General features: G+C 67.7%; 12 protein-coding genes. 2 read left to right on the top strand and 10 right to left on the bottom strand.

Translation table 11 applies throughout. The features are described from left to right. Nucleotides 1–53 precede the first annotated feature (53 nt). The gene (xylA, locus tag ACFFGN_RS01775) at nt 54–1,220 is read left to right on the top strand and encodes a xylose isomerase (protein ID WP_380043448.1); all 1,167 of its coding nucleotides are present in this window, start codon (nt 54–56) and stop codon (nt 1,218–1,220) included. 181 nt (nt 1,221–1,401) lie between these two features. Here the strand turns inward: xylA and ACFFGN_RS01770 are convergent, their stop codons facing one another. From ACFFGN_RS01770 to ACFFGN_RS01740, 7 genes are all read right to left on the bottom strand, one after another. Further along, on the bottom strand, nt 1,402–2,280 hold the full coding sequence (locus tag ACFFGN_RS01770) for a sigma-70 family RNA polymerase sigma factor (protein WP_380043447.1): 879 nt from the start codon (nt 2,278–2,280) through the stop codon (nt 1,402–1,404). A gap of 130 nt (nt 2,281–2,410) precedes the next feature. After that, nucleotides 2,411–3,280: a class I SAM-dependent methyltransferase gene (locus tag ACFFGN_RS01765; protein WP_380043446.1), complete on the bottom strand. Its 870-nt coding sequence runs from the start codon at nt 3,278–3,280 to the stop codon at nt 2,411–2,413. A 142-nt stretch (nt 3,281–3,422) separates the two neighbouring features. Then, nucleotides 3,423–5,321 carry a DNA primase gene (dnaG, locus tag ACFFGN_RS01760; protein ID WP_380043445.1) on the bottom strand — a complete coding sequence of 633 codons (1,899 nt, stop codon included), beginning with the start codon at nt 5,319–5,321 and terminating at the stop codon, nt 3,423–3,425. A gap of 93 nt (nt 5,322–5,414) precedes the next feature. Then, nucleotides 5,415–6,656 (bottom strand): NAD(P)/FAD-dependent oxidoreductase, encoded by a 1,242-nt coding sequence (locus ACFFGN_RS01755; protein WP_380043444.1) that lies wholly within the window; start codon nt 6,654–6,656, stop codon nt 5,415–5,417. A 20-nt stretch (nt 6,657–6,676) separates the two neighbouring features. After that, nucleotides 6,677–7,915 (bottom strand): deoxyguanosinetriphosphate triphosphohydrolase, encoded by a 1,239-nt coding sequence (locus tag ACFFGN_RS01750; RefSeq protein ID WP_380043443.1) that lies wholly within the window; start codon nt 7,913–7,915, stop codon nt 6,677–6,679. 134 nt (nt 7,916–8,049) lie between these two features. Next, nucleotides 8,050–8,478: a nuclear transport factor 2 family protein gene (locus ACFFGN_RS01745; RefSeq protein WP_380043442.1), complete on the bottom strand. Its 429-nt coding sequence runs from the start codon at nt 8,476–8,478 to the stop codon at nt 8,050–8,052. Between the two features lie 180 nt (nt 8,479–8,658). Continuing rightward, nucleotides 8,659–10,185, bottom strand: a complete 1,527-nt coding sequence (locus ACFFGN_RS01740; RefSeq protein ID WP_380043441.1) for a helix-turn-helix domain-containing protein — start codon at nt 10,183–10,185, stop codon at nt 8,659–8,661. A gap of 155 nt (nt 10,186–10,340) precedes the next feature. Between ACFFGN_RS01740 and ACFFGN_RS01735 the strand changes: the two genes are divergently transcribed. Further along, on the top strand, nt 10,341–11,531 hold the full coding sequence (locus ACFFGN_RS01735) for a hypothetical protein (protein WP_380043440.1): 1,191 nt from the start codon (nt 10,341–10,343) through the stop codon (nt 11,529–11,531). A 6-nt stretch (nt 11,532–11,537) separates the two neighbouring features. On the opposite strand, the gene ACFFGN_RS01730 is transcribed toward ACFFGN_RS01735, so the two are convergent. From ACFFGN_RS01730 to ACFFGN_RS01720, 3 genes are all read right to left on the bottom strand, one after another. After that, nucleotides 11,538–11,810, bottom strand: coding sequence for a YciI family protein (locus ACFFGN_RS01730; protein WP_380043439.1), 273 nt, complete (start codon nt 11,808–11,810; stop codon nt 11,538–11,540). 98 nt (nt 11,811–11,908) lie between these two features. Continuing rightward, nucleotides 11,909–12,745: a class I SAM-dependent methyltransferase gene (locus tag ACFFGN_RS01725; protein ID WP_380043438.1), complete on the bottom strand. Its 837-nt coding sequence runs from the start codon at nt 12,743–12,745 to the stop codon at nt 11,909–11,911. Then, nucleotides 12,721–13,128, bottom strand: a complete 408-nt coding sequence (locus tag ACFFGN_RS01720; RefSeq protein ID WP_380043437.1) for a hypothetical protein — start codon at nt 13,126–13,128, stop codon at nt 12,721–12,723. Before ACFFGN_RS01720 ends, ACFFGN_RS01725 begins: the two co-directional genes overlap by 25 nt. Nucleotides 13,129–13,232: the final 104 nt, after the last annotated feature.

Here is a 13,232-nt window from a genome sequence, read left to right as displayed (position 1 = left end):
GGCTGGGCCCGCACTCGGTAACACCTTTGGTACGACAAGAGATGAGGACCACCATGACGGATGCCGACATCACCCCCACCCGGGAAGACAAGTTCTCCTTCGGCTTGTGGACGGTCGGCTGGCAAGGCGTCGACGTGTTCGGCGGAGCGGTACGCCCGGTGCTGGAACCGGCCGAGGCGGTACGCAAACTGAGCGACCTCGGCGCCTACGGCATCACCTTCCACGACAATGACGTCTTCCCGTTCGAGAGCACGGCCGCGGAGCGCGATGCCCACTTGAAGCCGTTCCGCGCTGCGCTGGACGAGACCGGGCTCGCCGTACCGATGGTGACCACGAACCTGTTCTCGCATCCGGTCTTTCGCGACGGCGGTTTCACCAACAACGATCGCGACGTACGCCGGTTCGCGATCCGCAAGACCGCCGACCAGCTGGACCTGGCCGCCGAACTGGGCGCCGAGACCTTCGTGGCGTGGGGTGGTCGCGAAGGCGCGGAGTCCGGCGCGGCCAAGGATGTCCGGGCCGCGCTTGATCGCTACAAGGAGGCCTTCGACATCCTGGGGTCCTACGCGATCGAACAGGGCTATGACGTCCGGTTCGCGATCGAGCCCAAGCCGAACGAGCCGCGCGGCGACATCCTGTTGCCCACGATCGGTCACGCCCTGGCCTTCATCGAAGAGCTGGAGCACTCCGAACGCGTTGGGCTGAACCCCGAGATCGGCCACGAGGAAATGGCCGGGCTCAACTACGCGCACGGCATCGCGCAGGCCTTGTGGCACGGCAAGTTGTTCCACGCCGACCTCAACGGGCAGACCGGGCCTCGGTTCGACCAGGACCTTCGGTTCGGCGCGGGCAATGTCCGTGGGGCCTTCTGGACGGTCGACGTTTTGGAGAACGGCGGCTACGAAGGGCCGCGGCACTTCGACTTCAAGCCGCCGCGCACCGAGGACATGGACGGCGTGTGGGCATCGGCCGAGGGCTGCATGCGCAACTACCTGATCTTGCGGAACAAGGTCCGGGCGTTCCGCGCGGATCCCGAAGTACAGCAGGCGTTGCTGGCTGCCCGGCTGGATCAACTCGCTCAGCCGACCCTGGACGCGGGCGAAACGGTCGCGACCTTGCGCGCCGAGGACTTCGATCCGGAAGCCGCCGCAACCCGCGGCATGGCCTTCGAACGCCTCGACCAACTCGCTCTCGAACACGTCTATGGCACCCGCAACTAGGCCCCGGCCGTGGTCTAGTGAGGCACGCGCCACCACCCACCACCAGCCAGTTGCCACCGCCCGCTCCCACGACCATCGGCGGTCGGGCAGCGTGCTTGCGGGTGGACGTTGGCGGTCGCGTGGCGTGGTTGCGGGTGGGTGGTGCTCGGGTGGTGTGGGGGTGGCGGGTGGTTGCCAACGGTTAGGCGGCGTAGTGGCGGAGGGAGTCGGGGCAGCGGCGTTTGAGGTCGCGGAGAGCTGCGGTTTCAATGCGTTTCACCTCCGTCAGGTTGAGTCGTAGGGCCTCGGCGGTTTCCTGCAGCGTGAACTGGCCGGAGCCCGCGAGGCCGAAGCGAAGGGCGAGCACGGCTTGGGCGCGTTCGTCGAGAAACGCGAGTTGGTGGCCGACGTCGCGGCGAATACCAGCCAGGGCGACAAGGCGTTCGTCGTCCACCGGCTGATCGAGGTCCGCCGCGTCGAGGGACTCCGGTTTCAGCCGCCAGGCGAAAGCCCGCTCCACCCTGGCCAGGCTGAGTGAGGCGGCGTCGGCCAGTTCGGCCTTGGTCGGTTCGCGGCCGAGGCTCTGGGTCAGCTCGCGCCGGATCGCTGTCACCCGGGCGGAGTCCATGCAGGCCTGCGCGGGCATCCGGACCAGGCGCGAGCGATCGGCGATGGCCCGGCCGATCGCTTGGCGGATCCACCAGATCGCATAGGTGGAGAAGCGATAGCCGCGGCGGTAGTCGTACCGCTCGACGGCGCGCATCAGGCCGACGTTGCCCTCCTGGATCAGGTCGAGCGGCGACATGCCTTGGCCGACGTACTTCTTCGCGACGGAGACGACCAGGCGCAGGTTGCCCTCGATCAACCGATCGCGGGCGCCGAGACCCGTCACGACGATCGACGGCAGCTCTGGCGTGGTGTCGCCGTCGGCTATCCGCTCGGCGGCGAGCAGGCCCGCTTCCACCCAGAAAGAGAGATCCTCGACCTCCTCGCTGGTGAGCACCTCCTGGCGGCCGATCCCGCGCAGATATGTCACCAGGGCATCAACGTCGGCCGGTTCGCAATCAAGTGGCAGCGCCATCGGACCCTCCCAGTCCCCGAGTTTGTCTCCTAGGGAGAGTGCCTCGAAATGGCCTGGGTTGGACCGGCGATTTTGGATCGGTGGACAACTTGCGAGCGAGCGTCCACCTGCCTGTGGATAACCTCCGGCGTCAGGCCGGCTTTTGTGCTTCGATCAGGAAACGCTCGCTCGTGGCGGCGAACGAGCCCTCGGCGCGGATCAACCGATCCAGCTCCGCCAGGCGATCGCGGTACTGCTCGACCGTGAAGCCCGGCACGATCCAGATCACCTTGCGAAGGAAGTGCACAACTGCAGCGATATCGAAAAACTCCATAGGCAACGATTCGGCGCGCAACTCGGCCACGGACAGGCCCACGGCCTCCGCGTCGGCGACCGCGCGGTCGTGCGCCCGGTTCTGGCTCACCGGCTGAGGTCCCATCATGAAGTCGGTCAGCTCGCGTACCGTGCCGGCGCCGACCTGCTGTGACAGATAGGTGCCGCCTGGGCGTAGTACGCGCGCGATCTCCGGCCAGATCACCACGGTCGGATGACGGCTGACGACCAGGTCGAAGGACTCCGCCTCGAACGGCAGCTCGTCGTGGTCCGCCACCTCGACGACGGTGCCGCCAAGCGGTGCGAGGTTGCGGCGAGCGACTGACAGGTTCGGCGGCCAGGACTCGGTCGCGACCAGGCGTGCGGGGGCGGCCGGGATGCTCGCGAGTACCTCACCGCCGCCGGTCTGCAGGTCGAGCGCGGCGGATGCCTTGGCCATGCGTTCACCCAGCAGCCGGGCATAGCCCCAGCTCGGGCGCTGCTCGGTCGCGCGTCCGGCAAACCAGGAGAAGTCCCACCCCTCGGTCGGTACCGCGTCACCCTCGGCCAGCAACTCCTCGAACGACGCCTCGCTCCGCCGAGCCGTTCCACCCGCAACGGATCCAGACGCGGCGGATCCAGACGCGGCAGGTCCCGGCGTAGCGGTTCCGGACGTGGCGGTCTGGTTGAAGTCGTCTGGCGTGGTCATAGGCCTCAGTGTTGCCGCGCCCCCGCAAGCCGGGCAACAGGATTAACAGCCCGACGACGAATAGCAACGAACCGGCGATGGGCACGCGCGGGACCGGCGACCGCCAAGCAACGAACCGGCGATGAAACCCGGCCGCTGGTGGTCAGGAAGTGCTGATGGCGCGTTCGCGGAGGTGGGCTCGGTGGCTTTCGAGGGCGATGAGTTCGCCGAACATGCGGTTGTACTCGTCTACTCGTTCGATGGGGTTGGTGCGCTGGAGTTTGGACTTCAGTTCGGTGATGCGGCGCATGCAGGTGAGTTCCTGCAGCCGGGCCAGGTGGGCTTCGGCGAAGCGCTCGTCGGGGTCGCGGTCCAGGCGCAACGGTTCGACCGCGAGGGCGCTGATCACGGCGACGGCTGGGTCCTCGCCCATCGCCTCGCGGACCGCGACCACCCAGGCCTCGCCGGGCTGGGCGTTCTCGGGGCCACCGGCTTTCGCCATCGCGGCACGGACGGACGCCAGCCACGGATGCGTGAAGTCCTCGTCGTCCAGCTCGCCGAACTTGCCGTGAACGAGGTGCGGGTACTGCATGACCATCTTCAGCACGTCCCACTCGATCATGAACCGCGGATCGCGTGGGCTCGGTACGTCGGGACGACGCGGCGGCGCCTCGGTCTGGGCCTGGACCCCGGCGCGCTGCTGGTGCTCGGGCTCGCGCTGCGGCGGGCGGCTCGCGGCTCGGTGTACCTCCGAGCGGACTTGCTCGACCTCAAGCCCGAGATGCCCTGCCAGTTCGCGGACGAAGCCGTCGACCTTGGACCGGTCCCGCACGCTGACGACCAACTGAGCCGCCTCGCGCAGGGCGTCCACGCGGCCGTCGGCCCGGTCGAGGTCGTACTTCGACAGCACATTGCCGAGCACAAAGCGGTACAGCGGAACGCGCCGGCCGATCAGCTCGCGCACGGCCGCGTCGCCCTTCTGCAGGCGCAGGTCGCACGGGTCCATCCCGTCGGGTTCGACCGCGACATACGTCTGAGCCGCGAAGGCCTGGTCTCCCCCGAACGCCTTGAGCGCGGCTCGCTGGCCGGCGCCATCGCCGTCGAAGGTGAAGATGACCTCGCCGCGGAACTGGTCGTTGTCCAGCAACAACTGGCGCAAGACCCGCGCGTGGTCCTCGCCGAACGACGTACCGCAGGTGGCGACGGCGGTCTGCACGCCCGCCAGGTGACACGCCATCACGTCGGTGTAGCCCTCGACCACGACGGCCTGCCGGCCCTTGGCGATCTCCCGCCGGGCCAGGTCGACGCCGTACAAGACCTTGGACTTCTTGTAGATCGCCGTCTCGGGTGTGTTGAGGTACTTCGCTTCGATCTTGTCGTCGTCGAACAACCGCCGCGCGCCGAATCCGATCACGTCGCCGCCAGCATCCCGGATCGGCCAGAGCAGGCGGCCGCGGAACCGGTCGTACGGACCGCGCTGGTTCTGCGCGCAGAGGCCGGACGCGACCAGTTCCTCGTTGCTGAAGCCGCGACCGCGTAGGTGCTTCAAGACGGCGTCGCCGCTGCGAGGGGCAAAACCGACGCCGAAGAGAACCGCCGCGTCACGGTCGAACCCGCGCTCCTTCAGGAACTGCCGGCCGGGCTGGGCCTCGGCGGCACCGAAGAGTTGCTCCACGTAGAACTCGGCCGCCATCTTGTGCGCGAGCACGAGCCGGGGGCGCTGGTTGGCCTCGCGTTTGGGCATCGGCCCGCCGGACTCGTCGTAGCGCAGTTGCACGCCGACCTTGGCGGCGAGCGTTTCGACGGCCTCATGGAACGTGATCTGGTCGATCTTCTGGATGAAGTCGATCACGTCTCCACCCTCCTGACACCCGAAGCAGTAGAAGAAGCCCCGGGCCGGGGTGACGTTGAACGAGGGCGACTTCTCGTCGTGGAACGGGCACAAGCCCTTCAGCGAGCCGCCGCCGGCGTTCTTCAAGGTCACGTAGGACCCGACGATGTCGTCGATCCGAGCACGCTCGCGAACCAGCGCGATGTCCTCTTCCTTGATCCGGCCTGCCACGTCGCGAGTCTACGGTCAGACCGAAGCGCCAGGTACGCCGGACGCCGCAACGGCCCACTTGAGCCGTCGCGGCGCACCGTCCCAGGGCTGGGGTTACAGCTCGTCGAGGCTGATCGACGGGTCCGCAAGCTTCGCCGGATCCACCGGTGCGTCGGAGGCGACGAGCTTGCGCAAGGCGTCGGTGGAGTCCCAGACGTTGACGTGCATCGCCGCGAGCACGTGGTCGGCGTCATCCAGCCAGAAGGCCTGGTACTCGTTGGTGGCGGGCTCACCGCGGACCACCACGTGGTACGACGCCCCTCGCGGTACGTCGCCGACGTACTCCATGCCGAGGTCGTACATGTCGGTGAAGAAGTACGGCACGGAGTCGTGCGAGACCTCCCGGCCGAACATGGCCTTTGCGGCGACGGCACCACTGTCCTTCGCGTTTGACCAGTGCTCGACGCGGATCGGCCGGCCCAGCGACGGGTGGCTCCAGCGCACGACGTCACCTGCGGCGTACACGTCGGGGGCCGAGGTCTTGAGGTCCGCCCCGGTGACGATGCCGCCGCCGTTGTCTGGAGTGGCTACCTCGATCCCAGCGGCCTGGGCGAGTTCTACGTTCGGCTGGACGCCTACGCCGACTACGACGAGATCAGCCGGTACGACGCCCTTGGCCGTCTGCACGCCGTTGACCCGGCCGTCGGCGCCGGTGAAGCCCTCAACGCCGGTCTCGAACTCGAAGACGACACCGTGGCGCTTGTGCAGGTCCATGTAGTAGCCGCCGACCTGTTCGCCGAGGACCCCGGCGAGTGCCGTCTTCTGCGGCTCGACCACCGTCACGTCGCAGCCGTGCTCCCTCGCGGCGGCGGCGACCTCCAGGCCGATCCAGCCCGCGCCGACGACGACCACCCGGGGCTTCACCGCGAGCGCCTCGAGCAGCGAAGCGGATTCCGCCGCCGTACGGAGATAGCGGATGCCGCCGAGATCGGCCCCTGGTACGTCGAGCTTGCGGACGCGGCTGCCGGTCGCGAGCAGGAGGCGGTCATACCCAAGGGTGGAGCCGTCCGGCAGCGTCACGGTATGACCCGCGGGGTCGATGGCCGAGACGGTGGTTCCGAGGCGAAGGTCGACGTTGTTGTCGTCGTACCACTGCTGGTCGTGGACCTGGGCGGTGACGGGTTCCTTCTTGCCGAGCAGGACGTCCTTGGACAGCGGTGGGCGCTCATACGGCAGTTCCGGCTCGGTGCCGATCAGCACCACCTCACCGGCGAAGCCCTCGCTCCGTAAGGTCTCCGCCGCCTTGGCTCCGGCCAGACTGGCCCCGACGATGACGATCCGTTCTACGTCGCTCATGGCCCCACGGTACCCACGCGTCACCGCGGCAGGCGGCTGTGCCATTCGACGGCGGACGGGTCGGTGAGCGAGGCCACCTGGTCGATCACCACGCGCAGCCGCGCCGCGTCGTCGACCGCGCGCACGAAATCCGCCGCGAACGCTGGATCGAGATCGCGCGGCGCCGACTTCCACAAGGCGGCGACCAGTTCGCCGAGGAGCTCCCGCTGCCGCGCATGCCGCCCTTGCCGCTCGGGTGAATGGAACGCGTGCCACATGCCGACGCCCTTGAGCACGCCGATCTCGGTCGCGATCCCGTCGGGAACGACCAGATCCGCCTCATAGCGAATCAGGCGGCCGCGACCGAAGGTGACGCGCGTGGCCTGCTCCGCGGCCGTGCAGAACCGCCCGATCAGCTGGCTGGTCAGGTCCTTCAGCCCGCCGAGGGCCCGGCGGCTGTCGTCGAACGGCCCGGACGGCCAGTACGTCGTACTGCTGAGGCGGTGCCAGGCTTCGTCTAGCTCGTCGTCGCTCGCCTCGGGCAGGTAGAACCGGCGCACGGTCTGCCAGTACGGCGCGGGGTCCTGCCCGACCCGGCCGAGATCGATGCTGTGGGCAACGATCCCGTCCTCGACGTCGTGCACGGAATACGCCACGTCGTCGGCGAAATCCATCACCTGGGCCTCGAGGCACCGCCGCTCGGCATGCGTGACGCCGTCGCGAAGCCAGCCGAAGACCTCGGCATCGTCGTCGTACACCCCGAACTTGCGCTCGCCCGGGCGCCTGGTCCACGGATACTTCGTGGCGGCGTCGAGGGTGGCGCGGCTCAGGTTCAGCCCGGCGCTACGGCCGTCGGGATCGAAGGCCTTCGACTCCAGCCGGGTCAGCAGGCGCAGGGTTTGGGCGTTGCCCTCGAAGCCGCCGATCTCGCGGGCACACTCGTCCAGCGCGCGCTCGCCGTTGTGCCCGAACGGCGGATGGCCGAGGTCGTGCGCGAGGCAGGCCGCGTCCACGATGTCGGGATCGCAGCCGAGAGCCGTCGCCAGTTCGCGCCCGATCTGCGCGACCTCCAGGCTGTGGGTCAGCCGGTTGCGCACGAAGTCGTCACTACCGGCGGTGAGCACCTGCGTTTTGGCCGCGAGCCGCCGCAGGGCCGCACTGTGCAGCACGCGCGCCCGATCGCGGGCGAAGGGTGATCGGCCGGGCCGTTTGGCCGGCTCGACCACCCATCGCTCCGCGTCGCGCTCGCCGTAATCCACGAGCCGTGCAGGTCCTGTCATCACCACCCACAGTAGTGGGCGGCACCGACATTTCCCGCGCTACTCAATCGCCTCATCCAAGCGGCCCGATCACCCCGGCCAAGCGCCTACCTGGCCGGGGCGCCGCACGGACCGCCCGCTCGAAGCTGGCCGGGTTATCCCCAGCCGCCCTGGGCCATGGTCTGGAACTTCCACTGGCCGTTGACCTTGAGCAGCAGATCGCCGTAACGCATCGGCATGGTCTGGCCGCCGAACGACATCGTGCCCTCGGTGACGACAAAAACCAGGCTCTCCGACAGGAAGTGCGGCGTCCGGGTCGACTCCATCTCCACGTCGGCCGGTCCGCCTCCGATCACCTGCTCCATCTGCGCGATGAACGCCTCGCGGCTGATGGATTCCGCTTTGCCGTTGCCGTTGCCGTCATCGCTGACCTCGTTGAGCGGGAAGACGGCTTGGTCGGCCATTGCCTCGTAGTCGTGCGCCGCCGCCAGGGCGTCGTACCGCTCGAACCACGCCTGAACACTCGCAAGATCCTCCTCGGTCGGCTCGAATCCACTGGTCGGCATGGTCTGTGTGTCGGTCAAGTCACTCCTTCGATCGATTAACTTCGTACACTGTACCCAGTAAGACGCCAAACGCAAACCTTTTGTTCCCCACTCCCCGAAATTTCTTCCGGCCCCGCTCCGGCGACCACTCCCAGAACCAGCAGAGACGGCGACGGCCCCACCCGGGTGGGGTGAGGCCGTCGCGGGTGAAGTGTGGGGTCAGATGTCGCGGAAGGTTTCGATCTGGGCGCCGAGGGAGTTCAGGCGGGTGGCCAGGTCCTCGTAGCCGCGGTTGATCACGTAGACACTGCGCAGTACCGAAGTGCCCTTGGCTGCCATCATCGCGATCAGGGTGACGACGGCCGGACGCAGCGCCGGCGGGCACATGATCTCCGCGCCGGAGAAGTGCGTCGGGCCTTCGACCATCACCCGGTGCGGGTCGAGCAGCTTGACCGAGGCGCCGAGCTTGTTCAGGTCGGTCAGGTAGATGGCCCGGTTCTCGTACACCCAGTCGTGGATCAGGGTTTGGCCGGTCGCGGTCGCCGCGATGGCCGCGAAGAACGGCAGGTTGTCGATGTTCAGGCCCGGGAACGGCATCGGGTGGATCTTGTCGATCGGCGCATGCAGTTCCGACGGCCGCGTGGTCAGGTCGACCAGGCGGGTCCGGCCGTTCTCGGCGAGGTACTCGTCGGTGCGGCTGTAGTCGAGGCCCATCTCCTCCAGCAGCGCCAGCTCGATCTCCATGAACTCGATCGGCACCCGCCGGATGGTGATCTCGGAGCTGGTCACGATGGCCGCGGTGAGCAGGCTCATCGCCTCGATCGGGTCCTCGGACGGCGCGTAGTCCACGTCCACGTCGATATCGGCGACACCGTGCACGGTCAGCGTCGTACTGCCGACGCCGTCGATGCGCACGCCCAGCAGGTCCAGGTAGAAGCAGAGGTCCTGGACCATGTAGTTGGAGCTGGCGTTCCGGATCACCGTGACGCCGTCGAAACGGGCGGCCGCCATGATCGCGTTCTCGGTGACGGTGTCGCCGCGCTCGGTCAGCACGATCGGCTTGCCGGGGCTGATCGCCCGGTTGACCACCGCGTGGTACTCGCCGGCCGTGGCCTTGATCTCCAGGCCGAACGGGCGCAGCGCGGCCATGTGCGGCTCGACCGTACGGGTGCCGAGGTCGCAGCCTCCGGCGTACGGCAGGTCAAAGGTGTCCTCGCGGTGCATCAGCGGGCCGAGGAACATGATGATGCTGCGCGTACGGCGGGCGGCCGCGGCGTCCATTCCGGCCAGATCCAGGTGGGCCGGCGGCACGATTTCCAGGTCGCCGGCGTCGTTCAGCCAGGTGGTCTTCACGCCGATGCTGTTCAGCACCTCGAGCAGCCGGTTGACCTCTTCGATCCGCGCGACCTTGCGCAGTGTGGTGCGGCCCTTGTTCAGTAGCGAGGCGCACAGCAGCGCGACGCCGGCGTTCTTGGAAGATTTAACGTCGATCGAACCCGACAGCGGGCGGCCACCGACAACACGAAGGTGGACCGGACCGCCACCGAGAGAGACAATTTCAGAGTCGAGTGCCTCGCCGATCCGGGCGAGCATCTCGAGAGTGAGGTTCTGATGGCCCTTTTCGATCCGGTTGACGGCGCTCTGGCTCGTCCCGAGCACGTCCGCGAGCTGGGTCTGGGTCCAACCGCGGTGCTTACGGGCATCCCGGATCAAGTTACCGATCCGGCTCAGGTAATCGACAGTCATGCGCCGGACTGTATCTCACATGTGAGATATCGCCACATCGCCACGCCGGTGTCGGCGGCCTGCCCATCGGCTGGCCCGGGCGCCACTCTACGCTGGTCCACCTGCACCGCCGAGAAGAGGAAACCAGATGGCCGCCACCGCTGGAAAATCCGGGTATGAGTGAGTTTCAGGCCGAGTCCTGGCCGCTTGAAGCCGCCGCGAGCAGTCTCGCCCAGGTGATCGACGGGTTCGCCCACGGCGACACCCGGCCGCTGGTCATCGGTGACGGCGACCAGCCGGTTCTGGTCGTGCTGTCGATCGCGGACCTGGCGGACTTCCGTTCCCGCTTGACGCACCTACTGGACAACCCGGTGGATGCAGGCTGGTTGCGCTACTACCTGCGCTCCAACTTCGACATGAGCTCCGAGACGCTTGTTGAGCTACTGGGCGTCGATACCGACCATGGCCTCACTTCGCTGTTGAGCCAGGTCAGCGTGGAGCAGGCCGCCGTACTGCTGCCTGACCATCTCCGGCGCGCCGAAGAAGGCGCCAACCCGCTGATGCTGATCGGCGACGGCCGGCTGGCTAGTGCGGCCCTTGTCTCGTTCAAGGCCTTCGCGGTCCTGCTGGAGATGGAGGGCGGCGGGAAGGCCGAAGAGGATCCGGACTCCTGCGCCCACGATCTCGAGGAGAAGCCGACTACGCCGCTGGAGACGCTCGCAGAGCGGCTAGGCCCGATTTCGACGCAGATCGTGGCCCAGCTCAATGCGGGCAAGGACGGCTCCGAGGTGCTGTTCGGCCTTCACTTCGAGGAAGAGCTGCTCGAACACCTCCGTGATCTGGAAGCCCGTGCGCAGCAAGCGCCGGGCGGCGGGGCGTACGACGAGCTTCGCGGCGTCTTGACCTCGCTGGACGAGATGCGCTCGGGCAAGGCGGACGTAGGTACCGAGGCCGAGGCCCCGTACCTGGAAGCGGCAGACCTGCCCGCGACGCTCCCCCAGCTTCGGGACCACTTCCGCGACGGCGAGGACGATCCGTACATCATCGGCATCGACGGACGGCCCTTGGCCGGTCTGATCACCTACGACGTCTACCAACTGCTGCAGGACATCTCGGTGAACATGAACGGCACCGAGGACGCCCCGGTCCTACCGCTGCCCGCGCCTGCCTGGGAAGACGGGCCGCCGGTGCAGACGTTCGAGGCGTCCCTGGAGATTGCGACGGCCGTAGTGGAGGACATCGCCGGTGGCGAGGGTTCCATCCTGTTCATTGCCGACCAGGACGGTGATCCCGAGCTGGTGATCGCGCCACTCGTCTGGCTGTGGGCGTACGTCGACTACCTGGACCTGGAGTCGGTCGAGGCCTGAACGACGTCAGGCGAACGGGAACAGCGGCTGCCACTCGGTGAGCAGCACAACCTCGTAGCAGTTGGCCGGGGTGTACGGATCCTTGGCCAGGATGTCGCGCAGCTCGGCCTCGTCCGCCACGTCGTAGAACAACATCGCGCCGGTCTGGTCGACGAACGGCCCGGCCGCGACAAGCTTGCCCGCCTCGCGAAGCTCGCCCAGGTACTCCCGGTGAGCGGGTCGCGCGGCCATCCGCCGCTCGTTGTCGGTGAACCTCAACTGCACCGCAAAAGTCGCCATAGCCCGACCCTATCCGCCCAGGTCGGACGACTGCAGACCGGAACCAGTCGCGGGTACGGACTATCTGAGCCTTGCGCCGATTGGTCTGGGCTGTGGGGTCAGCGCTTGGGGGCGGTGGTTAGGCCGGTTAGGTAGCGTTTGGTTACTTGGCCGTGGTGGTTGGTGTTGATGAGGGTGGCGATGCAGGCGTAGAGGGAATCGCGGGCCTCGGGGGGCATGGCGCGGTGGCCGGAGTACGTGGAGAGCAGGTCCAGGTATTCCGATGTCGTGTAGGTGAGGTCCCAACCCCAGCGGTTGAAGCGGACCGGGCCGAAGAGGCCGGTTCGGTCGTACTCCCCCGGGTCGTCGGCCGTCGCGTCCTCCGGTGGCAGGCGCAGGCCTGGTTTCGTTTCCGGGTCGAACCGCTCGTAACACGCTTGTACGTCGTCGAAGAACTGCTGCGTACCGCCCGCGACGTGGTACGTCGACACGATGGCCAGCGAACCGCCCGGGCGCAACGCCTGCGCGGCCTTCACCATTCGTACCTCAGGATCGATCCAATGCCAGGACGTCGCCGCGATCACCAGCTCGAACGGTTCGGCCGGTAGCGGCCAGTCCTCGAACGACGCCGTCACCACCTCCGCCTCCGGAAGGTTGCGCCGGGCAACGGCTGACAGCGCCGGGCTGAGCTCAACCGCCGTGACCGACCACCCGCGCTCGATCATCGACCGGGTGGCCTGCCCGGTGCCACACCCGATCTCCAGCACCCGCGGCTCACCCAGCGCCCCGGCGGCTAAAGCGCCCGCGCCCTCCGCCGGCACCCCGCCAGCAGCAGATCCAGGCCCAGCAAGGACCTCGGCCAACGTGTCGAACAGGCCCGGTGGATAGCCCGGGCGCATGCGATCGTAGAGCTCGGGGTCTTCGCCGAAAGTCAGCCGGAGTTCTTCGCGTCCCATGTGCTCGAATCTAGGGGCAGCGGCGTCATCCGCCAGCGATTTTCGATCCAGCGGATGCGCTGCCGCCAGTCGCGCCGCCCTTTCGGACCGTCGACGGCGATCGTCACATCGAGGTCCTGCCGCGCGATCGACGACCAGGACACCCCGGCGAGCCGCCAGCCTTCGCCACCAACGACTGCGAGCCGGCGGCCGGCGTCATCGGGTGCTTCGTCGAGATTGCCCAGGTGGAGCCGCAGCGCCGCCTCGTCTTTTTCCTGCAACAACTCCAGGTACGTCGCGACGTAGCCGCGCAGGCTGTGCACGTCCATCGGCGCGGGTCGCGCCGCACATCCGGTCATCCCCAGTAGTGCCGCCACCACGGCAAGCACCATGCCCAGCTTCATCGTCTTCCCCGTCCGTCGCCTCACATACCTCTTGCTCTATGTACGAGAGACGGTTCACGGCGGGTAACGCTGCGACCGTGCAGGAACCGGCCACGGTCGCAGCC

Origin of the sequence: Kribbella deserti, assembly GCF_042434725.1 — a bacterium.
Classification (GTDB): domain Bacteria; phylum Actinomycetota; class Actinomycetes; order Propionibacteriales; family Kribbellaceae; genus Kribbella; species Kribbella deserti.
The sequence above is the reverse complement of the archived record's forward strand: the minus strand, read 5'-3'. Positions and strand labels throughout refer to the sequence as shown.